The organism is Mycobacterium sp. IDUB_39, assembly GCF_055419205.1.
On record NZ_JBVAXF010000004.1, the window covers coordinates 234,985 to 260,840 of the forward strand.

Annotated in this window: 24 protein-coding genes; 15 read left to right on the top strand and 9 right to left on the bottom strand. The window is 66.2% G+C overall.

Going from position 1 to position 25,856, the window contains the following annotated elements:
• Nucleotide 1: 1 nt before the first annotated feature.
• From ACZY0X_RS16450 to ACZY0X_RS16470, 5 genes are read left to right on the top strand one after another with little or no spacing between them, the layout of a single operon-like run.
• A complete protein-coding gene (locus ACZY0X_RS16450; RefSeq protein ID WP_463771895.1) occupies nucleotides 2-1,366 on the top strand; it encodes an MFS transporter in 1,365 nt (454 codons plus the stop codon).
• A complete protein-coding gene (locus tag ACZY0X_RS16455) occupies nucleotides 1,363-1,839 on the top strand; it encodes a MaoC family dehydratase (protein ID WP_463771897.1) in 477 nt (158 codons plus the stop codon). The genes ACZY0X_RS16450 and ACZY0X_RS16455 overlap by 4 nt, the downstream gene beginning before the upstream one ends.
• Nucleotides 1,836-3,215, top strand: coding sequence for an aldehyde dehydrogenase (NADP(+)) (locus tag ACZY0X_RS16460; RefSeq protein WP_463771898.1), 1,380 nt, complete (start codon nucleotides 1,836-1,838; stop codon nucleotides 3,213-3,215). Before ACZY0X_RS16455 ends, ACZY0X_RS16460 begins: the two co-directional genes overlap by 4 nt.
• Nucleotides 3,212-4,330, top strand: coding sequence for a hypothetical protein (locus ACZY0X_RS16465; protein WP_463771899.1), 1,119 nt, complete (start codon nucleotides 3,212-3,214; stop codon nucleotides 4,328-4,330). The genes ACZY0X_RS16460 and ACZY0X_RS16465 overlap by 4 nt, the downstream gene beginning before the upstream one ends.
• Nucleotides 4,327-5,541, top strand: coding sequence for a fumarylacetoacetate hydrolase family protein (locus ACZY0X_RS16470; RefSeq protein WP_463771900.1), 1,215 nt, complete (start codon nucleotides 4,327-4,329; stop codon nucleotides 5,539-5,541). The genes ACZY0X_RS16465 and ACZY0X_RS16470 overlap by 4 nt, the downstream gene beginning before the upstream one ends.
• A 24-nt stretch (nucleotides 5,542-5,565) precedes the next feature.
• Here ACZY0X_RS16470 and ACZY0X_RS16475 read toward each other — a convergent pair whose 3' ends face one another.
• Together ACZY0X_RS16475 and ACZY0X_RS16480 are read right to left on the bottom strand one after the other, a co-directional pair.
• On the bottom strand, nucleotides 5,566-6,519 hold the full coding sequence (locus ACZY0X_RS16475) for a DUF5996 family protein (RefSeq protein WP_463771901.1): 954 nt from the start codon (nucleotides 6,517-6,519) through the stop codon (nucleotides 5,566-5,568).
• A gap of 57 nt (nucleotides 6,520-6,576) precedes the next feature.
• The gene (locus ACZY0X_RS16480) at nucleotides 6,577-7,377 is read right to left on the bottom strand and encodes an alpha/beta fold hydrolase (protein WP_463771902.1); all 801 of its coding nucleotides are present in this window, start codon (nucleotides 7,375-7,377) and stop codon (nucleotides 6,577-6,579) included.
• Nucleotides 7,378-7,589: 212 nt separating this feature from the next.
• Between ACZY0X_RS16480 and lpqS the strand changes: the two genes are divergently transcribed.
• The 5 genes from lpqS to ACZY0X_RS16505 all read left to right on the top strand — a co-directional run bounded on the left by lpqS (nucleotide 7,590) and on the right by ACZY0X_RS16505 (nucleotide 11,774).
• Nucleotides 7,590-8,018, top strand: coding sequence for a putative copper homeostasis (lipo)protein LpqS (lpqS, locus tag ACZY0X_RS16485; RefSeq protein ID WP_463771903.1), 429 nt, complete (start codon nucleotides 7,590-7,592; stop codon nucleotides 8,016-8,018).
• 110 nt (nucleotides 8,019-8,128) lie between these two features.
• Complete coding sequence (locus tag ACZY0X_RS16490; RefSeq protein WP_463771905.1) at nucleotides 8,129-9,208, top strand: PLP-dependent cysteine synthase family protein; 1,080 nt, start codon at nucleotides 8,129-8,131, stop codon at nucleotides 9,206-9,208.
• Nucleotides 9,205-10,485: an MFS transporter gene (locus tag ACZY0X_RS16495; RefSeq protein WP_463771906.1), complete on the top strand. Its 1,281-nt coding sequence runs from the start codon at nucleotides 9,205-9,207 to the stop codon at nucleotides 10,483-10,485. The genes ACZY0X_RS16490 and ACZY0X_RS16495 overlap by 4 nt, the downstream gene beginning before the upstream one ends.
• 12 nt (nucleotides 10,486-10,497) lie before the next feature.
• Nucleotides 10,498-10,800: a hypothetical protein gene (locus ACZY0X_RS16500; protein ID WP_463771908.1), complete on the top strand. Its 303-nt coding sequence runs from the start codon at nucleotides 10,498-10,500 to the stop codon at nucleotides 10,798-10,800.
• Nucleotides 10,801-11,030: 230 nt separating this feature from the next.
• Nucleotides 11,031-11,774 carry a DUF305 domain-containing protein gene (locus ACZY0X_RS16505; protein ID WP_463771910.1) on the top strand — a complete coding sequence of 248 codons (744 nt, stop codon included), beginning with the start codon at nucleotides 11,031-11,033 and terminating at the stop codon, nucleotides 11,772-11,774.
• Nucleotides 11,775-11,786: 12 nt separating this feature from the next.
• Here ACZY0X_RS16505 and ACZY0X_RS16510 read toward each other — a convergent pair whose 3' ends face one another.
• The 4 genes from ACZY0X_RS16510 to ACZY0X_RS16525 form a co-directional block, all read right to left on the bottom strand.
• The gene (locus tag ACZY0X_RS16510; protein WP_463771912.1) at nucleotides 11,787-12,992 is read right to left on the bottom strand and encodes a sensor histidine kinase; all 1,206 of its coding nucleotides are present in this window, start codon (nucleotides 12,990-12,992) and stop codon (nucleotides 11,787-11,789) included.
• On the bottom strand, nucleotides 12,989-13,744 hold the full coding sequence (locus ACZY0X_RS16515; protein ID WP_463771914.1) for a response regulator: 756 nt from the start codon (nucleotides 13,742-13,744) through the stop codon (nucleotides 12,989-12,991). Before ACZY0X_RS16515 ends, ACZY0X_RS16510 begins: the two co-directional genes overlap by 4 nt.
• 83 nt (nucleotides 13,745-13,827) lie before the next feature.
• Nucleotides 13,828-14,436: a TetR/AcrR family transcriptional regulator gene (locus ACZY0X_RS16520; RefSeq protein WP_463771915.1), complete on the bottom strand. Its 609-nt coding sequence runs from the start codon at nucleotides 14,434-14,436 to the stop codon at nucleotides 13,828-13,830.
• Nucleotides 14,436-16,196 (bottom strand): N-acyl-D-amino-acid deacylase family protein, encoded by a 1,761-nt coding sequence (locus ACZY0X_RS16525; protein ID WP_463771917.1) that lies wholly within the window; start codon nucleotides 16,194-16,196, stop codon nucleotides 14,436-14,438. The genes ACZY0X_RS16520 and ACZY0X_RS16525 overlap by 1 nt, the downstream gene beginning before the upstream one ends.
• 528 nt (nucleotides 16,197-16,724) lie before the next feature.
• Between ACZY0X_RS16525 and ACZY0X_RS16530 the strand changes: the two genes are divergently transcribed.
• The 5 genes from ACZY0X_RS16530 (at nucleotide 16,725) to ACZY0X_RS16550 (ending at nucleotide 20,981) form a co-directional block, all read left to right on the top strand.
• Nucleotides 16,725-16,931, top strand: coding sequence for a heavy-metal-associated domain-containing protein (locus ACZY0X_RS16530; protein ID WP_463771918.1), 207 nt, complete (start codon nucleotides 16,725-16,727; stop codon nucleotides 16,929-16,931).
• 138 nt (nucleotides 16,932-17,069) lie between these two features.
• Nucleotides 17,070-19,346, top strand: coding sequence for a heavy metal translocating P-type ATPase (locus tag ACZY0X_RS16535; RefSeq protein ID WP_463771920.1), 2,277 nt, complete (start codon nucleotides 17,070-17,072; stop codon nucleotides 19,344-19,346).
• 47 nt (nucleotides 19,347-19,393) lie between these two features.
• Nucleotides 19,394-20,008, top strand: a complete 615-nt coding sequence (locus tag ACZY0X_RS16540) for a TetR family transcriptional regulator (protein ID WP_463771922.1) — start codon at nucleotides 19,394-19,396, stop codon at nucleotides 20,006-20,008.
• A 67-nt stretch (nucleotides 20,009-20,075) separates the two neighbouring features.
• On the top strand, nucleotides 20,076-20,579 hold the full coding sequence (locus tag ACZY0X_RS16545) for an acyl-CoA-like ligand-binding transcription factor (protein WP_463771923.1): 504 nt from the start codon (nucleotides 20,076-20,078) through the stop codon (nucleotides 20,577-20,579).
• A gap of 150 nt (nucleotides 20,580-20,729) precedes the next feature.
• Nucleotides 20,730-20,981, top strand: coding sequence for a CDGP domain-containing protein (locus ACZY0X_RS16550; RefSeq protein WP_463772466.1), 252 nt, complete (start codon nucleotides 20,730-20,732; stop codon nucleotides 20,979-20,981).
• A 35-nt stretch (nucleotides 20,982-21,016) separates the two neighbouring features.
• On the opposite strand, the gene aceA is transcribed toward ACZY0X_RS16550, so the two are convergent.
• From aceA to ACZY0X_RS16565, 3 genes are all read right to left on the bottom strand, one after another.
• Nucleotides 21,017-23,353 (bottom strand): isocitrate lyase ICL2, encoded by a 2,337-nt coding sequence (gene aceA, locus ACZY0X_RS16555; RefSeq protein ID WP_463771925.1) that lies wholly within the window; start codon nucleotides 23,351-23,353, stop codon nucleotides 21,017-21,019.
• A gap of 148 nt (nucleotides 23,354-23,501) precedes the next feature.
• Entirely contained in the window at nucleotides 23,502-24,053 is a 552-nt protein-coding gene (locus ACZY0X_RS16560; RefSeq protein WP_463771926.1) for a hypothetical protein, read from the bottom strand.
• Nucleotides 24,054-24,150: 97 nt separating this feature from the next.
• Nucleotides 24,151-25,722 carry a PTS transporter subunit EIIC gene (locus tag ACZY0X_RS16565; RefSeq protein WP_463771927.1) on the bottom strand — a complete coding sequence of 524 codons (1,572 nt, stop codon included), beginning with the start codon at nucleotides 25,720-25,722 and terminating at the stop codon, nucleotides 24,151-24,153.
• Nucleotides 25,723-25,856: the final 134 nt, after the last annotated feature.

Consider the following 25,856-nt stretch of genomic DNA (forward strand, 5'->3'; position numbering starts at 1 on the left):
CATGAGCACACAACTTCCCTCACACGCGCCCTCACACGCGGATGCACGCCGTGCCGCGTCCGCCTCCGCCGTGGGCAGCCTCATCGAGTGGTACGACTTCGCTCTCTACGGTGCGGCCGCTGCGCTGATCTTCAAGTCCTACTTCTTCTCCGCGGAGAATCCCACGGCCGGCCTTCTCGCAGCCTTCGCCACTTTCGCTGTCGGATACTTCGCGCGACCGTTCGGTGGCATCATCTTCGGCCACCTCGGCGACAAGGTCGGCCGCAAGCCGGTCATGATCTTCACGCTGGCACTCATGGGTGTCTCGACTGCGTTGATCGGTCTGCTGCCCAGCTATGCGAGCATCGGGCTGGCCGCTCCAGTGCTGCTCGTCCTCCTGCGGGTGCTGCAGGGTCTGGGGGCGGGAGCCGAGTACGCGGGCGCGATCGTGCTGTCCTCCGAGTCGGCACCGCCCACGCATCGAGGGTTCTACGCATCGTGGTCCGGCGGTGGCGTCTGGCTGGGCTCCGCACTCGGTCTCGGCGCCATGCAGCTCTCGCTGTGGCTCACCGGCGACAACTTCGAAACGTGGGGTTGGCGGATCCCCTTCCTGGCCAGTATCGCGATGCTGGCCGTGAGCCTCTACATCCGTCGCAGTGTCGAGGAGACGCAGAGCTTCGAGGAAACCTCGAAATCCGACCAGATCGAATCCCTACCGCTGGTATCGCTCCTGCGAACCGAGAAGGGGCGTCTGGCCGTAGCGCTCGGGTCGAACTTCATGTTGTCGGGTTTCACCTACGTGCCGCAGGTGTGGGCGTTGAGCTACCTGACCAACAATCTCGCGGTCGCCGCGTCGCTGGCGCTTGGCATCAACGCGGCCATGCTCACGATCGGCGCCCTGTTCATGCCGATCTTCGGTCGTATCGGCGACAGGATCGGCCGCCGACGGCTGTTCCTGTTCGGCTGCTCATTCGGTGCCGTCTGGGCATTCCCGATGTTCCTGCTCATCAACACCGGCCAGACCGTCCTGATCGTGCTGGCGTTGTCGATTTGTTTCGTCGGTGCCGGCTCGACCTGCTACGCCGCCCAGGCGGCATTCCTCGCCGAGCTGTTCCCCCCGGCAAAGCGGTACTCCGGAGTGGCCTTCGCCCGCGAGGTCAGTGGGGCGGCGTTGGGCGGCACCACTCCGTTGGTCGCAACCGCGGTGGTCGCCGCGACGGACAGTTGGTGGCCGGTCGCCTTGTGGATGGTCGTCATGGCCGTCGTCGCGTTCGTCTCGGTGTACCTGTCCAAGAACTACCGCTCCGATGCGCACCAGAATGACGTGGACCGCTTCAACCACATCACGGATACCGCAAGCACGCGACGACTGCAGGCCCAGTCATGACCGGCACCGCGACACGGGATTCGTTCCAGGAACGCTGGTTCGAGGACTATGTCGTCGGACAGGTCGAGGAGGGGGGATCGGCGGTCATCACGGCGAGCGACATCGCCGACTTCGCGCGCCTCTCTCACGACGACCACCCCGCTCACACCGACGCGGAGTTCGCGACGGACCGTTTCGGTGGTCTGCTGGCGCACGGTGTGCTCAGCTTCGCCGTCGTCGTCGGCCTGACCATGGAGCGCAATCCCCGATTGGTTGCGTACGGCTACGACCGCATCCGCTTTCCCGCTCCTGTGCTGGCGGGTGACACCGTCGTTGCCACCGCCGAGGTCGTCGACGTCAGCCCGCATAAGCGAAATCCGAACATCGGTCTGGTCACCAAGGCCTACACCGGCACGAATCAGCACGGCAAGACGGTGCTGGTGTGCCACCACATTGTGGCCGTAGATCGGCGCAACCCCGAGGAGATGACATGAACACACTGGACAGCGTTCTTGAGGCAGCCCACACAGCCCGGATTCCGGCTGCACGAGCGAGTGCGACCGAACGCGCTGCCTGGTTGCGCGCCATCGCCGATGCGCTTGACGCCCACAGTGACACGCTCGTCGCGATCGCGCAGGAGGAGACGCACCTGCCCGAGCCGCGGCTGCGCGGTGAGGTCACTCGCACCACCTTTCAGGCGCGCCTGTTCGCCGACCGCGTCGAATCCGGTGACCTGCTCGAGGTGCGTGTCGACGCAGCCGATCCCGACTGGCCGATGGGTCCGCGACCCGCACTACGCCGCGGCTACGTTCCGATCGGACCGGTCCTGGTCTTCGCGGCGAGTAACTTCCCGTTCGCGTTCTCCGTCGTAGGCGGAGACACCGTCAGTGCTCTGGCCGTCGGATGTCCGGTAGTGGTCAAGACCCATGACGCCCACCCGAGACTGGCGCGCGCGACCGCTGACATCGTCACTGCGGCACTCACTTCCGCTGGGGCCCCCGAGGGCATGTTCGGGACGATCCACGACCGCGAGGACGGTGTCCGCGCGGTCCAGGACGTTCGGATAAGGGCCGCCGGGTTCACCGGCTCGGAGGCCGGCGGACGGGCGCTGTACGACCTCGCGGCGTCGCGGCCCGACCCGATCCCGTTCTATGGCGAGCTCGGAAGCACGAATCCGGTCGTGGTCACCCCCGCGGGGTGGAATGAACGCGCGGACGACATCGTCGATAGCTTCACAGCGTCCTTCACGATGGGTTGCGGACAGTTCTGCACCAAACCCGGTGTCGTCCTCGTCCCCGATCGCGATGCCTTCGCCGACAAGATGGCTCTACAGCCGGTGCATCCGATGCTCGATGAGCGCATCGCGCGCGGATTCGAGCAGACGCTACACGAGGTCGGCGGCAACCCGGCGGTGAAAGTCCTGATGACCGGCCCCCGCGAGGCGAACTCGCCGGCCGCCACAGTCCTGGGAACCGGTGCCGACGCAGTGCTCGCAGATCCCGCGATCGTCACCACCGAGATGTTCGGACCCGCATCCGTGCTCGTGGGCTACCGCGACATCGGCCAGGCCATCGACGTGCTCGCGGTGATCAAGGGTGCCCTGACCGCGACAATCCAGGGCACCATCGCGCCCGATCCGGATGCGCCGCGCCTCATCGAGGCCATGTCCTCCCTTGCCGGTCGCGTGATCTACAACCAGTGGCCGACCGGCGTCACCGTGAGCGACGCGCAACAGCATGGCGGACCCTGGCCGGCCACCACGGCGCCAACGACCACGTCGGTGGGAACTGCTGCAGCTCAACGGTTCGCCCGGCCAGTGGCGTTCCAGAACATGCCAGAGGAGATCCTCCCGCCGGGACTTCGCCGATGACGGGTACCTATCGGGGCCTGACATGGGATCACCCGCGCGGCGCGGAGGCCCTGCGCCGTGCGGTCATGGAAGCTGAGGCGCCCAGATGCGAGATCGTCTGGGAAACACAGCCGCTCGAGGGCTTCGAGTCAGCGCCCATATGCGACAACGCCGCCCGCTACGACCTGCTGGTGCTGGACCATCCGCACCTCGGCGAGGCACTTGGGTGCGGCGCACTGCTGCCGCTCGAGGAGGTCTTCACCTCAGCCGATCTCGACAGGTGGAAACACGGCACGGTGGGGGAGTCGTTCGCCTCGTATCAGATGGACGACAGGTCGTGGGCGTTGCCGCTGGACGCGGCCACGCAGGTCTCGGTCGCCGCTGATACAGGAATCGACATGCCAACCACGTGGGCCGATGCGGTCGCGCTCGCACGGGACGTCGACACCGTGCTGCCGACCAGCGGGCCTCACCTGTTTCTGACTCTGTGCTCGATCGCCCTGGCCAATGGCGAGGAACCGGGTCGAGGCGATGTGTTCTTGACGGTCGAGGCGGTGGGCGAGGGGTTGCAGACGATCACTGCCTTCATCGACCCGCATCGGCCACCGCCCCCGTTGCACAACCCGATCGTCGTGTTGGAGCAGATGTCTCAGCCGGGCGGGCCGGTCTACTGCCCGCACGTCTACGGCTACGTCAACTATGCGCAGGCCGGTCTGCCGAGACCGCTGCAGTTCGCCGACGCGCCCACGGGTCGCAGTGGACGACGCGGCTCGGTCCTCGGCGGGACGGGCATCGCCATCAGCAGTCGCTGCCGTCCTGATGACGGTCTTGTGCAACATCTGCGCTGGCTGCTCGACGATGCGACCCAGTGCACGTTCATACCGCAGCATGCCGGCCAGCCGTCGGCGATCGCGGCGTGGCGAGATCCCCTCGTGGACAAGGCATCAACGGGCTTCTACTCGCGTACCGCCGACACCATCGACGAGGCGTGGATTCGACCGCGCTTCGACGGCGCGGTCACCTTCCAGCGCAGTGCCAGCGAGTGCGTTCGTGAGGCTGTACTGAGCCACCGCGACGCCCGCCTGCTCGCCGCGGAGTTGACGCGACTACACCGCACATCTCAAGGAGATCGATGAGCACCGCTGCAGCCACCACCGACCGCGCCTCCGGGGCGCTGACCGCCTGGCCCCCGGCCTCGCAGACGTGTCTTCCGCTCGACCATGATCGCGCCACCCTCGTCGGACGCGTCTCCGGACCCGAAGGCCCTTGCGTGGTCACGGTTCGCGGTGGTGATGTGGTCGACATCAGCGGTGTGTTCGCCACCGTTCGAGACCTCGCTGAGCACCCGAACCCCGCCGGTGCAGTCAAGGTCGCTGACGGTCCTGTGCTCGGCACCGTTGCCGATATCCTCGCGGGCACACCGGTGGATCAGCGCTCGACGGCGGGTGTGCGCCTGCTCAGCCCGGTCGACCTGCAAACCGTCAAGGCCGCCGGTGTCACCTTCGTCGTGTCGATGGTCGAGCGGGTCATCGAGGAACGCTGCGGTGGCGACTCCACCCGTGCTGCCCAGATGCGCACCGAGATGGCCGATCTCATCGGTGGTGATCTCGCCGAGCTTCAGCCCGGCTCGCCCGAGGCAGCCCGGCTGAAGGAGGTCATGGTCGCCGCCGGGACCTGGAGCCAGTACCTCGAGGTGGGTCTCGGCCCGGACGCCGAGATCTTCACCAAGGCCTCACCGATGTCCACCGTCGGTACGGCCATGGACGTGGGGGTCCACCCCGGGTCGGCGTGGAACAACCCCGAGCCCGAGGTGGTGTTGCTCGTATCGTCGAGCGGGCGCATCGTCGGTGCGACTCTCGGCAACGACGTCAACCTCCGCGATTTCGAGGGCCGTTCGGCACTGCTGCTCTCGAAGGCGAAGGACAACAACGCCTCCGCAGCGCTGGGCCCGTTCATCCGTCTGTTCGACGACATCTTCACCCTCGATGATGTGCGTGAGACGGAGGTGCGCCTCGACGTCCGCGGCACTGACGAGTTCACGCTGCAGGCCACCTCATCGATGAGCCAGATCAGCCGTGACCCTGAGGATCTCGTGCGCCAGATGATGGGGAGCACCCATCAGTATCCGGACGGTGCGGTGCTGTTCCTCGGCACCATGTTCGCCCCGGTGCAGGACCGCGGCGCCGAGGGGGAGGGTTTCACACATCATCTCGACGACATCGTGGCGATCAGCGCCAGTCGTCTTGGAACGCTCGTCAACCGGGTTCGCACTAGCGATGTCTGCGAGCGCTGGACCTTCGGTATCGCAGACCTGATGCGAAACCTCGCTGGCCGGGGACTGTTGTGAGACGAACGTGAGTCCTGTCGGCCCTCACTCGAGTCGTGTGGGTTTGGCCTCACCGCGCCAGCGCTCCGGATCGTCCTCCAGTTCGGCCCGGTTCCAGCCGGCGAGATCGGCGGCGGCGGCATAGCTGGTCTGCAGGAACTCCAGCAGGTCACGGTCGGGGTCGGCCGAGGTGCGCACCGCCTCATAGGGAAGCAGAAACTGCTTGTAGTCGGGGTGGTAGAACGCGGCGTCCGGGCCGACGGAGTACTCGGCGAAACCCTCCGGTTCGGGATAGGCGTACGCGTAGAACGCGCCTTCCTCGCCGCCGCCGGGCCAGAAGCCGCAACTGCTCAACTCGTGCGAGTAGCCCTCCACCATCACCCAGTCGGCGCAGTTGGGCGCCCCACCGGGGTGTTTGGGCGCCGGGCGACCGGAGAACCTGGTGCAGGCCATGTCGAAGGAGCCCCAGAAGAAGTGCACGGGGCTGACCTTGCCGATGAAACGGGCGCGAAACTCGTTGATCACCCGATGCGCCTGCACCAGTTGACGCCAGAACAGGTGGGCGGCCTGCGGGTCGTAGGACGCGTGTTGATGATCCTCGGCGAATGGTATGGCCGGGTCGACCTCGTTGGGCCGGGCAGAGATTGTCGCCTCGATACCCAATTGTGCCAGCGCGTCGGTGGTTTCGGCATAGAACTCGGCGACGGATTTCGGGGTGAGCGCGACGGTGCGCGACCCGCCGTCGCTGGTGCGGATCGACAGAACGTGGTCGATGAAGTCGAACTCCATGTCGAACAGTCGGTTTCGGTACGGAATCGATGATGTGGTCAACCCGCGCGGGCTCACATACAGCGTCACCTGCCACCAGTGGTTGAGTAGCGGCGATTGCGTCAGGCGGATCTTGCCGACGATCTGTGTCCACATGTGCAGGGTGTCGCGGGTCGGCTCCCAGTCCGACACCCGCAGAGCCGGCCAACCATTGTCAGTTGCAGTGGTCATATCGCGAGCGTAACCCCGTGTGGTGGAGTGCGGATCGGGAACGGCCGTCAACCAGGTCTAGTCGCGTCCCTGCGCGAAGAACTCGACGGTGCGTCGTGTCCAGGTCCTCACCTCGTCGACGGTTCGGGCAACGTGCAGAGTGGCGTCGGGAATGATCTCGGCGAGCCGCTCGGCGGTCGACACCGGATGCAGCGGGTCGGTGTCCCACGCCAAAATCAACGTGGGATGGGTAAGTGCTGCCAGCTTCGCGGGATCGGGCAGATCCGAGAGCCCGGCGCCGCGCAGGATCGCCGACGCCAGCGCATCGTCGACGTCGGGGTCGAACTTGGCTGGCGGGTAGTCGGCGAAGATCGGCAGGGGTGGCGCATCGGCCCACTGTCGGCGCCACGCGGCGGCGCCAGTGGCGTCGATGGTGTCGGCGGTGTCGAAGTACCACTGCCGCAGCTGCTGGGAACCTGACTCCCACGCGACAGGCGGGATGAGAAGGGTCAGTCGACGGAATCGCTGTGGACTGTCCACGGCGGCATGAAGGATCGCGGCCGCTCCGAGGGACGAGCCGGCGAAGTCGATGGGGTCGTCGGTGCCACTGGCGTCGATAACTCCCAGAAGATCGTCGGCGGCCTGTTCGAATCGATAGTGGCCGGGCTTGGGTCGGCCAGTCGAATGTCCGTGCCCGCGTTGGTCATAGGTGAGCAGGCGACGCCCTGACCCGAGCGCGTCGAGATCGTAGATGCCCAGACCGCGTACCGCGGCACGACTGAGGAGCACCCCATGGGCATAGCCCACGGGGTGACCGGCGCCGTTCGCCGCGTAGGCAATGGTCGCGCCGTCGGCAGCAAAGTGTTGGTCGGCAGTCATATGGTGTCAGTTCCCTTCGAGAGCAGTTATTAATACCCCCATCCGGTATATACGACCTCGACGAATCTGTCCAAGAGCGGCGCGGGCACACCCCGACACGGGCAGCGCCGACATCTTGAGCAAATCTTCATCTGACCCACACCGATTCCGTGTGCAACGTGGATCAGCATGAGTGGCACAGGTGTGGAGGAAGTGGGGAGGTGCGAGCGAGCATGCAACGGTGCACCGACAACGGGTACTCGCATCCCACCTCGGTGCGATGGGCAGCATTTGCGGTCCTCGCCCTGGTGTTATCCCTCGCCGTGATCGGCGCGGAGGGAGCGCTCGTCGGTGGCGTGGCATCCACTCCGCACGGCCCACACGCACTCGCGGCCGCTCCAGGCGGCGATTTCACCGCCATCACCGAGCATCCCCACATTCAGGACGGTTCAGCGCCGACTGGCCCCGATTCGCTTGCCCACGCCGTCTTGCCACGTGTGTCGGGTGTGCTTGCGGCACTGGGTCTGGTTGTCGCGTTGACGACCGTGTTCACCATATGGCGGCACTGCGCCACCACGCTCGTGCGTGGCCCTCCGTGCTCGCCGGCCGTTGTTCTCGCGGGCCAGCAGCTGTTGACCCGTCTGTGTGTCGCTCGCCGCTGACCGGGTAGCGCCAGATCGTGCGCCTCTGGTGCGCACGGTCGGTGACTGCTGCCCATGACAGCTGGTCGCGCCCCAAGCGGGTCGCGGCTGAGAACAGAAGCGACCAAAACATGAATCACGTCCTATCCGTCTCATCGTCGGACGCACACGACCGGCCCGGCACCATGGTGGGCCACACACCGGTGCTGCGTATCGCCGCACCGTTCACCACCGATGACCGCGGCTTCTGGGCCAAGCTGGAGGGCTTCAATCCCGGAGGCATGAAGGATCGGCCCGCCATGCACATGGTCGAACGGGGGCGTTCCCGCGGTGACTTAGTTCCCGGTGCCCGTATCGTTGAATCAACGAGTGGCACACTTGGATTGGGACTCGCGCTAGCGGGCACGGTGTACGGCCATCCGGTCACGCTGGTCACCGATCCAGGTATGGAGCCGCTCATCCAGAACATGCTCGCTGCCTACGGCGCCGATATCGAACTCGTCACCGAGCCCCATCCCGAGGGCGGGTGGCAGCAAGCGCGACGCGATCGCGTGCAGGCGATCCTCGCCGAGGACGCCAATGCCTGGTACCCCGATCAGTACAACAACCCCGACAATGTTGCGGCGTACCAGGGGCTGGCCGAGGAACTGCACGACCAACTGGGGCTCATCGACGTGCTGGTGTGCTCGGTCGGCACCGGCGGGCACTCGGCCGGCGTCGCGCGAGTACTGCGCAGGTTCAATCCCGAACTGCGGTTGATTGGGGTGGACACCGTCGGATCGACGATCTTCGGTCAACCGGCGGGTACGCGGCTGATGCGGGGCCTGGGATCGAGCATCTACCCCGGAAATGTCGATTACGAGGCGTTCGACGAAGTGCACTGGGTCGCCGCAGCCGAAGCGGTGTGGGCGTGTCGAGCACTGGCGGCCACTCACTACGCCACCGGCGGGTGGAGTGTCGGGGCGGTCGCGCTGGCAGCGAGCTGGGAGGCCCGCAACCACCCCGCCGGCGCCACCATCGCGGCAGTGTTCCCGGACGGCCCCCAGCGCTATTTCGACACCGTCTACAACGACGACTACTGCCGACACCATGGGTTGCTCGACGTCGCCCCGCCCGGCGAACCAGCTGTGATCAGCCATCCAGGTGAGCGCGTTGTGCAGTCATGGACGCGGTGTGCAACGGTCGTCAATCCCCGGGAGATGGGGCAGTGACGGGCATCCTCACCCAGTTCCGCAGTTTCGGCTGGCCGACGCGACTGCTGATGATCAACCAGTTCGGCATCAACCTTGGCTTCTACATGCTGATGCCGTACCTGGCCGGATATCTGGCGGGACCGTTGGGGCTTGCGGCCTGGGCGGTCGGGCTCGTGCTCGGTGTGCGCAACTTCTCGCAGCAGGGCATGTTCATCGTGGGCGGCACCCTTGCCGACCGGCTGGGCTACAAACCGCTCATCGTGGCGGGCTGCGTGTTGCGGACCGCGGGTTTCGCGCTGCTGGCCTTTGCCGATTCACTGCCGGCGATTCTGATCGCGTCCGCGGCAACGGGTTTCGCTGGTGCACTGTTCAATCCCGCCGTGCGCGCCTACCTTGCCGCAGACGCCGGCGAGCGCAGGGTGGAGGCCTTCGCCCTGTTCAACGTCTTCTATCAGGGCGGCATCCTCGCAGGCCCGCTGGTCGGGTTGGCGCTGATGCTGGTCGACTTCCGGATCACCGCCGTCGTGGCTGCCGTCGTGTTCGCTGTGCTGACGGTCGGCCAACTGTTCGCGCTGCCCCGTAGTGCGCAGCGGCCACAGGAGGGTCGGACCTCCGTGCTCGAGGATTGGCGCGCAGTGTTGGCGAACAGGTCGTTCCTCCTGTTCTCCGCGGCCATGATCGGCTCCTACGTCCTGTCCTTCCAGGTCTATCTCGCACTGCCGCTGCAGGCCAAGGAATTGGTGCCCCACGCCGAATACGCGGCTGTCGCTGGAATATTCGTCGTCTCAGGTGTCGTGGCAGTCTTGGGGCAGCTGAGGATCACACGATGGTTCGCCGCGCGCTGCGGCCACGGGCGGGCGTTGGCGATCGGGGTGGTCATCATGGCCACCGCGTTCGTACCGCTGATGGTGCTGCCTGACGCCAACGTGCTGGGCCAGGCCGGCGCGATCGTCGCGCTCTTGATCTCGGCGGGCGTGCTCGCCGTTGGCTCGGCGGCGGTCTTCCCATTTGAGATGGACACCGTGGTGTCGCTGGCGGGGGGCCGCCTCGTCGGTACGCACTACGGCTTCTACAACACTGTCGTGGGCGTCGGAATCCTGGTCGGCAATCTCGCGACGGGCTCGTTGATGCAGTTGGCGCAGAACGTCGGAGCCCCCGAATTGGTGTGGATCGCGTTGGGCGTCATCGGCTTGCTCGCGGCCGCGGCGTTGCACGGTCTTGACCGTGCCGGACGACTTCGACCGGCACCGGCTGTCGCCAGCGCATCTGGCACACGCGAATCCGTTGGCGAATAGGGAGGGAAGCGCATGAGAACAATCATCAAGGCAGTCATATCGGCGGCCATTGTGGCCGGGGGAGCGCTCGCGGCAGCTGGGCCGGCACCTGCAGCGCCGCACGAGGCGGGATCAGCGGCCGACACCATCGCCTCGCTGCAAGACAGGGGCTACACGGTAATCGTGAACAAGGTCGGCAATGCGGCACTTGCGGATTGCACCGTCCGTGCCATCCGACCCGGACGCAAGATCACGGAGTTGAGCAACGATGGTCGCGACCGCACCGTCGAGAAGATCGTGTACACAACCGTTTACCTAGATGCGGAATGTCAATGACCTAGATCGCGGACACTCGAGTTTGACGTCCGCTGGTAGAGTTCAAAACCCCGTCGACAACTCCTCGGCGTGTGAATTCGCCTGCTGCGACGAGGTGCGCGGCCGCCGGCCTCGGAGTGCTGCGCGCGTCTTTACTGAATCTTTATCGAACGACGAGCAGGCCCATATTTGATCTCCGTAGGGTGAAAACCAAGACGACCTAAGTGTCGCTCAATGAGAGAGGAACGCGCGTGTACAACAAGCGAATTGCAGCGATTGCGGCGCTGGCCGCGGCTGCGCTCACGGTCAGTGCCTGTAGCGGCGAGGGAGGCGACACGCAAGCGTCGCAGACCTCGCCCGCAGTGACGGCCACGTCAACGCCGACAGCCGGCGCCGAGGCCCACAATGCCGCCGACGTGACGTTCGCGCAGGGCATGATCCCGCACCACCAGCAGGCGATTGAGATGAGTGACATGCTGCTGGGCAAGCAGGACATCGACCCGCGGGTGGTGTCGCTGGCCAACGAGATCAAGGCTGCTCAGGGCCCGGAGATCGAACAGCTGCAGGGTTGGCTGAGCCAGTGGGGTGTCTCGACTCCCGCAATGACACCGGGCCACGACATGCCGACTAGCAGTATGCCGGGCATGCCCCGTCACGACATGCCGACCAGCAGCATGCCGGGCATGCCGGGCATGCCGGGTCACGACATGCCCGGCGGTGACATGCCGGGTATGCCGGGTCACAATATGCCGGGTATGAGCGGGCACGGCATGATGTCCGCTGAGGACATGGCCGCACTCGAGGCCGCCCAGGGGACAGAGGCGAGCCGACTGTTCCTCACTCAGATGATCGCGCACCACGAGGGTGCGGTCACGATGGCGCAGCAGGAGGTCGACGGCGGTCAGGATCCGGCGGCCGTTGCGCTGGCCCGCTCGATCATCGACACACAACAGCGTGAAATCACCACGATGCAGGGGATTGTCGACTCCCTGTAGTCGGATCCTGCGTCACCGCCGGCTTCGGAATGTGCCGGCGGTGGCGCGATCCGGTGCCGGTGTCCCTCGTGCGGCCTGCGGTGCGCGTAGCGGCAGGACGATGGTGAAGGTGGCGCCGGTGCCCACGCCGTCGCTCATGGCTGTGATGTGCCCACCGTGGGCTTCTACGAGTGCCGCCGTGATGGCCAGACCGATACCCGCCCCGCCGTGCTCGCGGTCGCGGGCCATGTCCGCGCGATAGAACCGTTCGAACAGATGCGGTAGGTGCGCGGCGGCGATACCTTCGCCGTCATCGGTCACCTGCAGCACCAGATTGTCGCGGTTCACCTTGGCGCTCAAGCCAACTCGCCCGCCGGTCGAGGTGTGGCGTAGCGCGTTGTCGAGCAGGTTCCCCAGCACTTGAGCGAGTCGCTCCGGATCTCCGAACAATGGTGGGAGCCCAGCGGGGACGTCGGTCGTGACGGCGACGCCCTTGGCGTCATAACGCTCTTGAGCGGCGGCGACCGCACTGCTGATGGAATCGGGCAGAGCGATCGACGTGAATGCCATTGAGGTGGCACCCTCTTCGGCCTGAGCCAGTGCGGCGACGTCCTCGGAGAACCGCACCAGGCGCCGGGTCTGGTCGCGCAGCATGGCGGTGGTGTCCGGGGTCAGTGTTCGCACCCCGTCCTCGAGAGCTTCCATGTACGCCTCGAGAACCGAGACCGGTGTGCGGATCTCGTGGGCGAGATCGCCGAACAGTCGCCGACGGGTGGCGTCGACGGTTTGAAGTCGGCTGGCCATCTGGTTGAAGGCCTGTGCGAGCGCGTCGAAGTCGTCACCGAGCTGCGGTGTGGATACCCGGATGTCGTATCGGCCCTCGGCGACTGCGGTGGCCGCGGAGGCGACTTCAGTGATGGAGCGTTGCAGCCGCCGGCTGGCATACCAACTCACCGCCAGCGCTGTCAGCGCGGAGACGGCCAGCGCGCCACCAACCGACAGGACGGTGGCGTATCGGTAGGCCTCCTCTGCGTGTACCTCCTCGAGTGAGTCGGCGGCAACGCCGGCACGGTGCAGATGTTCACGAAACAGTGGTGGACCGACGATTACGGCGAGGATCAAGGTGGTCATCGCGCCAGCGGCCAGCACCAGCGCTTGGGCGAAGAGGAGGCGCAAACCGATGCCGGGCCGCACCCATAGCCGCCTCGACGTGCGGGAGGGTTGGGTGGCTTGGGTCATTGCCCGGATCCCATGCGGTAGCCCACGCCGCGGATCGTGATGATGTAGCGCGGCTGGGCGGCGTCGTCACCCAGTTTGCGTCGGAGGTGGCCGATGTGGACGTCGATGAGGTGGTCGTCACCGACCCACGGCCCGTCCCGGACGGTCTCAAGGAGTTGGCGACGCGTCAACACCACTCCAGGGCGGGCCGACAGTGCTTCGAGGATGTCGAATTCGGTGCGGGTCAACGTGATCGGTTCATCGTCGATCGTCACGTCCCGTGCCGCAACGTCGATACTGAGTGGGCCGAACTGCCGCGGGGGCGGCCTGTCGTCGACAGCAGCGGCATCGGCGGGGTTCTTTACGCGTGGCCGGCGCAGCATCGCCCTGATTCGCGCCACCAGTTCTCGCGGGCTGAACGGTTTGGTGACGTAGTCGTCGGCACCGACAGTGAGCCCCACGATGGTGTCCATCTCGGTGTCGCGCGCGGTCAGCATCACCACGTAGGCATCGGAGAAGGTGCGCAGCTGCCGACACACCTCCAACCCGTCGACGCCGGGGAGCCCGAGGTCAAGGATGACGACGTCGGGGTCCAGCTCTCGTGCCACGGCGATGGCGTCGGAACCGTTGAAGACAACGGTCGTCTCGAACTGGTCACGCTCCAGATAGCTGGCCACCACCTCGGCCAGGGGTGCCTCGTCATCAACTACCAGCGCCCGGTATCCCTGCGCTCCGCGTGGCGGTGGCGCTGATGTGCCGTCCATGGTCTTCATCGTGCCCGGTCTCGGCGCGGGGCGGCCGCAGACGCCCGTTGTCGGTGAAGTCTTGAGCAGATCTTCACTCGACCCTCACCGGTTCAGAGCCGACACATGCGGTGTTCGACAGCCGCCCCAATCCAGCGCTGGAGGTATCCCCGCAGTGCGTCGTCGGTGCGCGGTGGTCGCCCGGGGTCGGCGATCAACGACTGCAGAATGCGCATCGCGTGTTCGTTGAGCTCATGGAGGTCGCCGTCGTCGAATCCTGCTGCCTGCCAGTCGACGTCGTAGCGCAGCAGCATCGAGTTACCGAGCTGGAGGGATGCATCGGAGGTGACCGACGCAATGAACGCTCCGGAGCGTTCGGGCGTGAGCAGCAGTCGGATGTACTTGTCCTGCTGGAGCAGATCGAGGGTGAAGATCATGGCTTCGACGATCGCTGCGGCAGGGTCGGTGATGCCGGTCAGGTGGCATGCGAGATCGTCGAGGAATCCGTTGGCCGAATCCATCGCCGCCGCCACCAGCAGTGCCTCGGTGCTGGGGTAGTACCGGTACACGGTCTGGCGCGTCACACCGAGATCGCGCGCGACGTCGGCGAGGCTGACCTCGATGCCTTGCGTGTCGATCGCGGATTTGGCGGCCGCCAGGATGCGCGCGCTGGCCTCCTCGTCGCTCGCCGGCGTCGCACCGCCCCACCCGCGGGTCCGCATCAGCGCGCGCCGCGCACCAAACGGCCGGGGCGGGCACCTGTGTCGACACCGTGGCGGCGGGTCACCGTCCCGCTGACGACGGTGGCGACGTAGCCGCTGGCGCCCTGGATGAGCCGTCGACCCCCGGCCGGAAGGTCGTAGGCCATCCGCGGCGGGTGCAGGGTCAGCGCTTCCATGTCGATGACGTTGATATCGGCCTTCTTGCCGACCGCGATCGTGCCGCGGTCGGTGAGGCCGAACAGCTCGGCCGTGTCATGACACTGCTTGCGAATGACGAATTCCAGGGGCAGCTTCTCGCCGCGGTGCCGGTCGCGGGCCCAGTGCGTGAGGAGGAAGGTGGGGTAGGAGGCATCGCAGATCATGCCGCAGTGGGCGCCGCCGTCGGACAGTCCCGAGACCCCAGCCGGGTGGGTGAGCATCTCGCGGATGGCGTCGTGGTTGCCGTCGGCGTAGTTGAAGAACGGCAGCATCAGCATGGACCCGGCATCTGATTCGAGCATCAGGTCATAAAGCGTGGCGAGCGGGTCCTCGCCCCGATCGCGCGCGATCGCCGCGACGGTGCGGTCGGGCGTCGGCTCGTAGTCGGGTGGGTCCCCCATGGCGTACAGCCGGTGCAGCGAGTGCTGCACCAGGGCGAACATCGCATCGAACTGCACAGCCGGGTCGGGCGGCAGATCGTCCTCGGACAGGATGGCGGCCTTGACGGTCGGGTCGGCAAGGCGGGCCGCAAGCTCCGCGAGCGTGCACTCGGCCTTCAATCGCCGGAAGGTGGGGCGGTGGGTGAACGCGTGGTGCCCGGGAAAACCGAGCAGCATGCCGAACGGTCGCGCGGCGATCTGCGGATACAGTCGGCTGCCGGCCTGGTGCGCGGCCGCCGAGATGTCCAGTTGTTCCCGCCACAGGTTGGGGTCGGCATCGACCTGGATCAGCGCGAATGACACCGGGCGGTCGATTTCGGCGCCCAGCCGCTGCATCCACTCCAGCTCCTTCTTGGGTGCGACGATGTCCTCGCCCGCAGCCCCCTGCGGGGCGAGTTCGAACACCGCCTGACCGCCGGCCGCCATGGCGCGACCCAGCCCGAACAGTTCGTCCTCGGCGGCGAAGGTCCCGGGGACGGGTTCACCGTCCATCGCGCGATGGGCCAGGGTGCGCGACGTGGAGAACCCCAGTGCGCCGGCCTCGACCGCCTCCTGCACCAATCGGCTCATTGCCGCGATGTCCTCGGGTGTCGCGGCCTCATTGCGGGCCCCACGATCTCCCATCGCGTAGGCGCGTACCGCGCCGTGGGCAACCTGGCTGCCCACGTCGACGGCGAACTGCTGTTGCCCGATGACGTCGAGATAGTCGGGGTAGCTCTCCCAGCCCCACGAGATGCCCTCGGTGAGCGCGGTACCCGGGATGTCCTCGACGCCCTCCATCAGCTTGATCAGCCATTCCTCGCTGCCCGGTCGCACCGGTGCGAAGCCCACACCGCAATTGCCGGTGACGACCGTGGTGACGCCGTGCCCGCTGGACGGCTCGAGCAGGCTGTCCCAGCTCACCTGCCCGTCGTAGTGGGTGTGGATGTCGACGAACCCCGGTGCGACGATCCGGCCCGTCGCGTCGATCGTTTCGGTGGCATCGCCGTCCAGTCCGGCATCGCCTGCACCGCGCCTGTGCACCTCGACGATCCGGCCGTCCTTGATGCCGATATCGGCGAGGTACCGCTCGCTGCCGGTGCCGTCGACCACGGTGCCGCCGGTGATTTTGAGATCGAACACGGTTGTCTCCTCACTCGTGCCGACCCCCGAGGTCGGTCATACACCTACGATCATGTGTATGACCTGAAGCTAGGCCCAGGCGGTGAACCGAGTCAATAGACGGTTGCGTTGTGTACCACTCGGACTCCGCTGGGTTCGATCTAGCTTTGCTCTGGGCAGCAGGGGGTCGACACCGGGCGGCGCCCCGATTGCTCGAGCGCGCACATCACGGCGCACCGAATCACAAACCGCGCCGCGGGATGCCTAACCCACTGGGCTGCCTTCTGCGAGATGGACATCGCTGACTCCTCCGATCGCCGTGCCAGATACCCATGCAGGGTATAACGAGCGTGATCGCTGACACAGGTCCACACCCGGTTTCCTTGGCGAGTTTCCGTGCAGTATTCAGTCGAAAACTGCTCCGGGCAAAGCGCCTATGGTGGGCCCGTCCGGTGCGTGCCTCTCGCCGCCGTAATGGTCGACATTTATACCCTCGGGGGGTATGGTAGAAGTGAAGCTGAACGCACACAGTCGAGACAAAGGGCAGAGATGAACACCGAGACCGTCACCGTCAGTGGAATGACCTGCGGACACTGCGCAACGTCGGTTCGTGAGGAGATCGGCAATATCGCGGGCGTCATGGCCGTGGATGTCGACCTGGCCAGCGGAAAGGTCGTCATCAAGGCCGATGTGCCACTGGACGCCGCGGCCGTCAAGGAAGCCATCGAGGAGGCGGGCTATCAGCTTGCCAGCTGAGAACCGCGTCCAATCGCAGAGGAAACGCCAATGAGCACAGCGCAGAAGTTCGTCGGATTTATCGCTGGCCTGGCGGTGGTATTCGCCGTGGCGGTCGGCTGACCCGCAGACCCACACACCCACCGAATGGAGAACGCCATGACCTCCACGGACACTGAACCGACGGCTGGTCACGTCGAACTGCAGATCGCCGGGATGACGTGCGCGTCCTGTGCGGCGCGTATCGAGAAGAAGCTGAACAAGCTCGCCGGTGTAAGTGCCACGGTGAACTACTCGACCGAGAAGGCCTACGTCGACTACCGCGGTGATGTGTCACCCGAGCAACTGGTGGCGAGCGTCGAGCAGGCCGGATACACCGCAGCGCTGCCCAAGCCCGCGCATACCGGCGACGACGACCCCGCCAATGCCGCAGGCGAGGACCCCGCCGCAGCCGAGGACCCGAGCCGCGAACTGCGCCAACGGCTGCTGATCTCTCTGGTGCTGAGCGTGCCGGTCATCGCCATGGCGATGATTCCCGCGCTGCAGTTCCCCAACTGGCAGTGGCTCTCGCTGACGTTGGCGGCGCCGGTCGTGGTGTGGGGTGCGCTGCCGTTCCACAAGGCGGCGTGGGCGAATCTCAAACACGCCACCGCGACGATGGACACCCTGATCTCGACGGGCACGCTGGCAGCACTGGGCTGGTCGATCTACGCCCTGTTCTGGGGCACCGCTGGGATGACGGGGATGACCCATTCCTTCGAGCTGACGATCGCCCGCACCGACGGTAGCGGCAACATCTATCTCGAGGCCGCCGCCGGTGTCACCACCTTCATTCTGGCCGGCCGCTACTTCGAGGCCCGCTCCAAGCGTCGTGCCGGTGCCGCGCTGCGCGCACTGCTCGAACTGGGCGCCAAGGACGTCGCCGTGCGCAGAGATGGTGTGGAACAACGGATTCCGATCGATCAGCTCGTGGTCGGCGACGAGTTCGTGGGCCGCCCGGGCGAGAAGATCGCCACCGACGGCGTTGTGGTCGAGGGCAACTCGGCGGTCGACGAGTCCATGTTGACCGGTGAGTCGGTGCCGGTCGAGGTGGGCCCTGGCGACCCCGTGGTCGGTGCCACGGTCAACGCGGGCGGCCGGCTGGTGGTGAAAGCCACCAGGATCGGCTCGGACACCCAGTTAGCCCAGATGGCTCGCCTGGTGGAGGACGCGCAGAGCGGCAAGGCACAGGCCCAGCGGCTTGCCGACCGAATCTCCGGCGTCTTCGTGCCCGTGGTGATCGCACTGGCGGTGGCAACGTTTGGATTTTGGATCGGCACCGGGGGATCGGTAGCGGCGGCGTTCACCGCGGCCGTCGCGGTGCTGATCATCGCCTGCCCGTGTGCACTCGGGCTGGCCACTCCGACCGCTCTGATGGTGGGTACCGGGCGCGGCGCCCAGCTGGGCATCCTGATCAAGGGACCAGAGGTGCTGGAGTCCACCCGGCGCATCGACACGATCGTCCTGGACAAGACCGGCACCATCACCACCGGCACGATGACGCTGCTCGACGTGCACACCGCCGACGGGGCGCCGACGAGCGAGGCGCTGCGAATCGCCGGCGCGCTGGAGGACGCCTCTGAGCACCCGATCGCCAAGGCGATCACACGAGCGGCCCGTGAGAAGTTCGAGGACCTCCCGCCGGTTGAGGACTTCGCGAATCTCGAGGGACTCGGCGCCCAGGGCGTGGTTGACGGTAAGGCCGTCGTGATCGGTCGGGAGCGACTGCTCGCCGACTGGGCCGTGCCGCTGCCCGCCGACCTCACGGCGTCGATGCGTCAGGCCGAAAGTGAGGGCAAGACGGCCGTGGCGGTCGCGTGGGACGGCAAGGCCCGCGCGGTCCTGGTGGTGGCCGACACAGTCAGACCCACCTCGGCAGAGGCGATTCGACAAATGCGCAAACTGGGCGTGACACCGATCATGCTCACCGGCGATAACGAGGCCGCCGCAGCCACGATCGCGCGCCAGGTCGGTATCGATGAGGTCATCGCCGGCGTACTGCCCGGGGACAAGGTCGACACCATCAAAGATCTGCAGGCCCAGGGCAAGGTGGTCGCGATGGTGGGCGACGGCGTCAACGACGCGGCGGCACTGGCCCAAGCCGATCTCGGACTGGCGATGGGATCGGGTACCGATGTGGCCATCGAGGCGAGCGACCTGACGCTCGTTCGCGCAGATCTACGCGCCGTGCCGGACGCAATTCAGCTCTCGCGCAGAACATTGGCCACGATCAAGGGAAACCTGTTCTGGGCGTTCGCCTACAACGTGGCCGCCCTGCCACTGGCGGCGGCCGGACTGCTCAACCCGATGCTGGCCGGTGCCGCGATGGCGTTCTCGTCGGTGTTCGTGGTGACGAACAGCCTCCGGCTGCGGCGATTCCGGTCACAGAGCGCGTAGGCGGCCGGTCGGCATCATCTCGGGCGGTATGTGTCACGATGTCGGATGTGGTGAATTCGGTCGGTTTGAGAGAGCGCCGCCGCCGCCAGACGAGTCTGGAGATCCATCGGGCTGCCCTGGAATTGGCCAGCAAGCGGGGCTTCGACAATGTGACCGTTGAGGAGATCGCGAATGCCGCGGGTGTCTCGCCGCGCACCTTCTTCAACTATTTCACGACCAAGGAATCCGCGATTGTCCATGCGCCGCTGGATATCACGGCGGAGCAGGCCGCCGACTTCGTTGCATCCGAGCGGACCCGCCACTCCGAGATCCTCGATGACGCGATCGCCGTGATCAGTGCAGGCTTGGCGGAGAGCCCGCCCAGCCGACAGCAGATGGCTGACCTGCGCACAGTCGCTTTGCACAGTGTGACCGTGAGTTCGGCCGTGCTCGCCGAGTTCGACGCCTTTCAGCGCAGGCTCGCGGTCCTGGTCGCGCAGCGGACGGGTGCGGAACCCGACGATGACATTCCCGTCCTGATCGCGTCCCTCGCGCTCACTGTCGTGCGGGTGGGAATGGACCGCTGGGCAACCATCGAATCCGACGAGAGTGACAGCCCGGTGCCACACGTGCAGCACGCCGCCCGCTTGGTGCAGGGCTTCTTCTCCGCCCCCGAGCGCTGAGCGCGGGGTTGCCCAAGTGTGACGCTGCACATACCGCAGTTATTGCAGTCTGTGCAACAATTTGTTCATGGGTAGAACAACGATCAGTCAGCAGAAGTGTTCCCGAACGGCGACCTCCTCCGAGATTCATCGTGCCGCAGTGGAATTGGTCGGCGAGATCGGCAGCATGCCGCCATTCAGCGCCGAGGCGATTGCGCTGTTTCGCGCCGGCAGCGGAACACGGGACCTCTACGCGGACTTGGCTGCGCTGGCGACTAGTCAGATTGCCGAGGATCTGGACAGTGACGCGGAGTTCCTGGCCGCCGCCAAGGTCATCATGGACGTTCCCGCGCTGACCTATCGAGTTCTCCAGGATTTCGCGGTCCTGGAGGGACGGCTCGCTGACCTGATCGCCGAACGGCTTCGACTCGAGGTCTCCACGCGACGGGTGCAAATGGTCGCGGCGACGTTCATGTCCGCAGTCCGGGTGGCCCTCACGCGATGGGGATCACATCCGAACCGCGTCAATCTCTACGATGAAATCCGCTGGTGCGCCGCAGAACTCGATGACACTCGAGACCTGGCTGCCTAGCGACGAGCGCTGGGGGTTCTGACCGCGGGCAAATCAGCACTTTCCTCGCATTCCGAATCGGCGCTACCCTGAGAGTGTCTGCGTCGTCGCCTCGAGGAGGTTGCGGTGGAGCCTGAACTCGCAATCCCGCATAGACACCGGGTGGCGGTCATGGCAGGGCTGGTCATGGCCGGTGTTCTGACCGCAGGAGGTGTCGCGGTGACCGGAGCGGCACCCGCCACCGCCGGCTGTCAGGGTGGCTGGACCCCATGGGGCGGTGGCACCACGTGTGACGGACCGATCGCGCAGGACGGCACTTTCCAGCGCTGCGTCACGGCTGGCGCGATGGGATTCGGCGGCACCAACTGCTACCTGCTGAACGTCAACAACCTGGCCAACCAGATTCCCTACGTCGGTCCGTGAACGCATAGGCACCTGAACACGTAGGACCCCGGCCGCTAGTCCTCCTTGCGGATCAGGCGCTGCAGGGCCACCCGATCGGGGGCGAGAAGCTCATCGATGCGGTCGTGATTCACGTCGGCGACGACGATCTCGCCGACGTCCTGATGAACGTCGCGGAAGATACCGTGCGACTTCATCTTCTCCGTTTGATAGACGTTGTCCTCGGTGGGAGTGACGTAGTACACGGCATCGGCCTTGAACCGGTGGATCAGCCACAGATGGATCAGGGTCATCAGGCGCTTCTGGCGCAACTGCTCGGCGAACGTGTTCTGGTCGCGCACCGTCAGGATGCTGCGGCCGTGCCGGTCCTTGATGGGATCGACCAGCACATTGGCGAGCAGTTCCTCGCCCTCGTCGCGCTTGCCGTAGATGCCGAGTTCGAGCACCTCCCCGCCCGCGCGCCGGGGCCGCAGCTGCACGCGGAAGGACTCGCCGAGGTTGTAGTGCTCGCCCCAGAGCGCCAGCCACTCCTCGAGCAGCTTCTTGGGCACCTCGGTCTGCACCAGGTGCTGATGTTGAGTCGAACCCTTGCCCATCGACTTGGTGGTCGCCGTGCGCCCCGACGACGCGGCGAGCGCCGCGTCGCTACGCGGGCCGCCCACCAGGGTCTGCGGCGTGCGGTAGGGCGATTCGACCAGCCGCATCTTGCGCTGCAGCCGGGCCAGGGCGAGCATGCCGTCCTGGCGTAGCGCGCTGGCGAACTCCTCGGCGGCGACGCCGTCGACCTGGTGCCCGCCATAGGTCATGAAGTTGAAGACGAAGCCCATCTTCCCGATCTCCTCGGGGAAGGCGCGCATCTGGTCGTCGCTCATGCCGGTGGTGTCCCAGTTGAACGAGGGGGACAGGTTGTACGCCAGCATCTTGTCGGGATAGACGCTGTGGATCGCGTCGGCGAACTGCTTCGCGTCCTCGAGGTCCGCGGTCTTGGTCTCCATCCACAGGATGTCGGCGAACGGCGCTGCCGCAAGTGATTTGGCGATCGCATAGGGGATGCCACCGCGGACCTGGTAGTAGCCCTCGGGTGTCTTGGACCGTTCGCAGTCCCACGGGGCGTCAACCCCCAGCTCCCGTGCCCTCTCGCGCGCGGAGTGCAGCGATGCGGTCTTGGCGAACAGGCGCCAGTCCGCTGCCTTCATGTCCTGCGGTTCGCCCTCGCGCTCGCGGAACTCGAGCAGTTCCGCCACGGCCTCGCCGTAGGTCTGCAGCCCGGCATCCTCCTGCCAGGCCTCGACGAACTGTGACTCGACGCGGTCGAAGAGATCGTCGACGGACTGGTCCCCGTCGGCCTGCCACCCGGACGCGGCCTCGGCCACGGCCTTCTTGATGCCCTGTCGCTCGAGCCACGTGTCGGCGGCGGCGTACTCGTCGTCGGGGAGTGCGTAGAGCAGGTGGCCGTTGAGGGCGGTGACACCCGCGTCGTGGAAGCTGCGCACCAGAGCCAGGAAGCACGCCTTGTACGGCGGGATCCTCAGGTTGGTGACACCCAGGACGAACGGCTGGTCGCGTTCGTCGGCACGGCTGTCGATCAGGTTGGCCGCCTCTGCGTCGGTGCGCGCGACGATGATGCCGGGCACCCGCATGATGTCGAGCTGGAAGCGGGCGGTGTTGAGTCGCTTGATCTGTTCGTCGGAGGGCACCAGCACCTTGCCGCCCTGATGGCCGCACTTCTTGGTGCCGGGGCGTTGGTCCTCGATGTGATAGCCCGGCACGCCGACCTCGACGAATCGGCGGATCAGGTTGCGGACGTGCGGATCTCCGCCGTGGCCGGTGTCGGCGTCGGCGATGATGAACGGCCGGAAGTCGACTGCCGGGGTCGCGGCGCGCTCAGCGTCGGTCATGCGCAGCCGTAGGTACAGCTGATTGCGGTCCGCGGTGAGCAGCGCGCGTACCAGCCCGGCCGCCTCGTCCGGCACCTGGCTCAGCGGGTAGCTGGCCAGGTCGGGGCCGGGGTCCTCGCTCAGTGACCCCTTGGCCGAGGTCGCCCACCCGCCGAGATAGATGCCCTCGATGCCCATGCGCTTGATCGTGACGGCCTGCCCTGGCGAGTACGGGCCGAAGGTCGTGATGCTCTTGTGCTGGGAGAAGAGTTCGCGCAGGCGGGCGTGAAACGCCGCCGCCGTCTCCCGGGCGACGGTGTAGTCGATGGGGATCGTGCCGCGCTGCTCGGCGACCTGGCGGGCCGTGTAGAGGCGGGTAATCCCCTCAAAGCGCGGACTGTCGAAGTACTGCTGCGTGGCGGCCACATCCCGGTTGACGGACTCAGTGACCGACACCGCGACCGACTCGGTCACAGGCTGGGTGACGGACTTGCTGACAGGCTCGGTGATCGACATGGGCTGTGCTCCTCGCTGAGCGGATTCCGCTGATTGCCCGAGTGTATGGCTGGTGTGGCGCATGGAGTTTCAAATCGCCATCTCCACCACAGCATGCAGGCCAGGGCTGAGCCCTGGCCTGCATGCTGTTCAGCTGTGACTGGTGTGGTTACCGCGTACCGCCGACGCAACCGACGTTGTCGATACAGAACTGGCCACCGCCGGGGCTGACGTTGGCGTCGGCACCTGGAACATTGGCGCTGGCGCCGCCGGGTCCGGCTTCGGCACCGGCACCGGGAACGGTGGCACTGGCGCCGCCGGGACCTGCTTCAGCACCTGCGCCGGGAACGGTGGCTGCCGCGCCGCCGGGTCCGGCTTCAGCACCGGCACCAGGAACGGTGGCTTGGGCTCCGTCGGGTCCTGCAGTGGCACCTGCGCCGGGAACGGTGGCTGCTGCGCCGCCGGGTCCGGCTTCAGCACCGGCACCGGGAACGGTCGCTCCGGCCCCGTCCGGGCCAGCCACAGCACCTGCACCGGGAACCGTGGCCTGGACGCCGCCGGGCCCGGCAGTGGCGCAGCCCGGTGCGTTGACGTCGGCGCACGGAGGCGGCGGTGCCGGCTCAGCGAGCGCCGTCGGCACACCAAGCGGTGTGATGGCCAGGGCAGCAGTCGCTGCGCCAGCAATGAACAATCGCTTTGAGAAATCGCCGTTCAGGAACATGACAGTCGATTACCACCTGGGCGCACGGGTAAAACATCGAAAGCAAGATTGGCTAGGAATTGTCTAGGTATTCCCAGGCCACAGGCCTGAAATTGGCCTAGAGGACGTCGAGGATGGCGTTCTTGAGTGCCTCGGCCTGGGTGCCGAACACCGCCTGCACGCTGTTGCCGACCTCGACCACACCCGCTGCGCCCAGACTCTTCAGCCGGGCCTGGTCGACCTTGCCCTTGTCGGCGACCTCCATGCGCAGACGCGTGATGCAGGCGTCGACATTGACCAGGTTCTCCCGGCCGCCGAACGCCTCGATGACCTGTTCGGCTCGGCTGTCCGCTGGAGCTGCGATCGTCGCGGTCGCCGTACCGCCTGCCGCCACCGCGGTCGCCGATTCCGCACCCTCCCCGACGTTCGCCCGCTCCTCGGCCTCGAACTCGGCCTCCGGCTCGCGGCCGGGAGTGCGCATGTTCCATTTCGTGATCGCGAACCGGAACAGCACGTAGTAGACGACGAAGAACACCACGCCCATCGCGATCAACAGTCCGATGTTCTTCGCGGCCGGCGCGGTGCCGTAGAGCAGCAGGTCGATGAGCCCCGCGGAGAACGAGAAGCCCAGGTGTATGTCAAGCAGGTAGGCCACCGCCAGCGACAGCCCGGTCAGGAGAGCGTGGATGACGTACAGCGGGAAGGCCACGAACATGAACGCGAACTCCAGCGGTTCGGTCACGCCGGTCAGGAACGCGGTCAGTGCCGCCGCAGACAGGATGCCGACCGCCACTTTGCGCTGTTTCTTGTTGGCCACGTGGATCATCGCGAGTGCGGCGGCAGGCAGGCCGAACATCAGGATCGGGTAGAAGCCCGACGTCAGGATGCCTGCCGAGGGGTCGCCCGCCGCGAATCGGGTCAGCTCACCGGTGACGACGTCGCCGCCGGGTGTCTGGTAGTCGCCGTAGAGGAACCAGACGTAGGAGTTCGGGATGTGGTGCAGACCCAGCGGTATGAGCATGCGGTTGGCGAATCCGTAGACGAATGCACCGAGCGCGCCTGCGCCGCCGATGAACTGGCCGAGACTCGTCAGCCCCACGTCGAAGATCGGGTAGCAGTAGCTCATGGCGAACGCGAGGAACAGCGAGGCCAGCGACACCACGATCGGCACGAACCGCCGCCCGCCGAAGAATCCGAGGTAGGACGGCAACTCGATGGTGTGGTACTTGTCGAACAACCAGGCGGTGAGCAGGCCGACCACGATCCCCGCGAACACGCTGTAGTTGATCTGTGCCTGGTCACCGGCCTTGTCGACCTCACCGGCGAGAACGATCGGCGACATGGTCTTGAACACCGCCTCCACCACCAGGTAACCCACCACGGCGGCCAGCGCGGTCGAGCCGTCGGCCTTTCTGGCGAATCCGATGGCCACGCCGACGGCGAACAGCAGGGGCAGGTTGGCGAATACCGCGTCACCTGCCGCACTCATCGCCTGGAAGAACGCCCCGATGACTGGCGCGTCGATCCTGCCCAGCAGGTCGGGCTGACCCAACCGCAGCAGGATGCCCGCCGCGGGCAGTACCGCGATCGGCAGCATGAGGCTCTTGCCCAGCCGCTGCAACTGCGCGAAGCCGGGTATGCGCATCCCCGATTTCTTCTGTGCGCCTATGGGTTTCGTCGCATCGACCATTATCGGTGACCTCCCTGTGGCGCCCACGCCGACCGTCGAAGCGCAGCGGTAGCTTAAACGAGTAGCGCTGAAGTGGAGGCCGTCTTTGCGCTGCGCTCGTATTGTTGGTCCAGGCCGGACGATGTTGTCCGCTA

Bases quoted from the DNA above. Each gene is read 5' to 3' on its own strand.
- ACZY0X_RS16450 (WP_463771895.1), top strand. From the start codon at position 2: ATGAGCACACAACTTCCCTCACACGCGCCCTCACACGCGGATGCACGC.
- ACZY0X_RS16455 (WP_463771897.1), top strand. From the start codon at position 1,363: ATGACCGGCACCGCGACACGGGATTCGTTCCAGGAACGCTGGTTCGAG.
- ACZY0X_RS16460 (WP_463771898.1), top strand. From the start codon at position 1,836: ATGAACACACTGGACAGCGTTCTTGAGGCAGCCCACACAGCCCGGATT.
- ACZY0X_RS16465 (WP_463771899.1), top strand. From the start codon at position 3,212: ATGACGGGTACCTATCGGGGCCTGACATGGGATCACCCGCGCGGCGCG.
- ACZY0X_RS16470 (WP_463771900.1), top strand. From the start codon at position 4,327: ATGAGCACCGCTGCAGCCACCACCGACCGCGCCTCCGGGGCGCTGACC.
- ACZY0X_RS16475 (WP_463771901.1), bottom strand. From the start codon at position 6,519: ATGACCACTGCAACTGACAATGGTTGGCCGGCTCTGCGGGTGTCGGAC.
- ACZY0X_RS16480 (WP_463771902.1), bottom strand. From the start codon at position 7,377: ATGACTGCCGACCAACACTTTGCTGCCGACGGCGCGACCATTGCCTAC.
- lpqS (WP_463771903.1), top strand. From the start codon at position 7,590: ATGCAACGGTGCACCGACAACGGGTACTCGCATCCCACCTCGGTGCGA.
- ACZY0X_RS16490 (WP_463771905.1), top strand. From the start codon at position 8,129: ATGAATCACGTCCTATCCGTCTCATCGTCGGACGCACACGACCGGCCC.
- ACZY0X_RS16500 (WP_463771908.1), top strand. From the start codon at position 10,498: ATGAGAACAATCATCAAGGCAGTCATATCGGCGGCCATTGTGGCCGGG.
- ACZY0X_RS16510 (WP_463771912.1), bottom strand. From the start codon at position 12,992: ATGACCCAAGCCACCCAACCCTCCCGCACGTCGAGGCGGCTATGGGTG.
- ACZY0X_RS16515 (WP_463771914.1), bottom strand. From the start codon at position 13,744: ATGAAGACCATGGACGGCACATCAGCGCCACCGCCACGCGGAGCGCAG.
- ACZY0X_RS16520 (WP_463771915.1), bottom strand. From the start codon at position 14,436: ATGCGGACCCGCGGGTGGGGCGGTGCGACGCCGGCGAGCGACGAGGAG.
- ACZY0X_RS16530 (WP_463771918.1), top strand. From the start codon at position 16,725: ATGAACACCGAGACCGTCACCGTCAGTGGAATGACCTGCGGACACTGC.
- ACZY0X_RS16535 (WP_463771920.1), top strand. From the start codon at position 17,070: ATGACCTCCACGGACACTGAACCGACGGCTGGTCACGTCGAACTGCAG.
- ACZY0X_RS16545 (WP_463771923.1), top strand. From the start codon at position 20,076: ATGGGTAGAACAACGATCAGTCAGCAGAAGTGTTCCCGAACGGCGACC.
- ACZY0X_RS16550 (WP_463772466.1), top strand. From the start codon at position 20,730: ATGGCAGGGCTGGTCATGGCCGGTGTTCTGACCGCAGGAGGTGTCGCG.
- aceA (WP_463771925.1), bottom strand. From the start codon at position 23,353: ATGTCGATCACCGAGCCTGTCAGCAAGTCCGTCACCCAGCCTGTGACC.
- ACZY0X_RS16560 (WP_463771926.1), bottom strand. From the start codon at position 24,053: ATGTTCCTGAACGGCGATTTCTCAAAGCGATTGTTCATTGCTGGCGCA.
- ACZY0X_RS16565 (WP_463771927.1), bottom strand. From the start codon at position 25,722: ATGGTCGATGCGACGAAACCCATAGGCGCACAGAAGAAATCGGGGATG.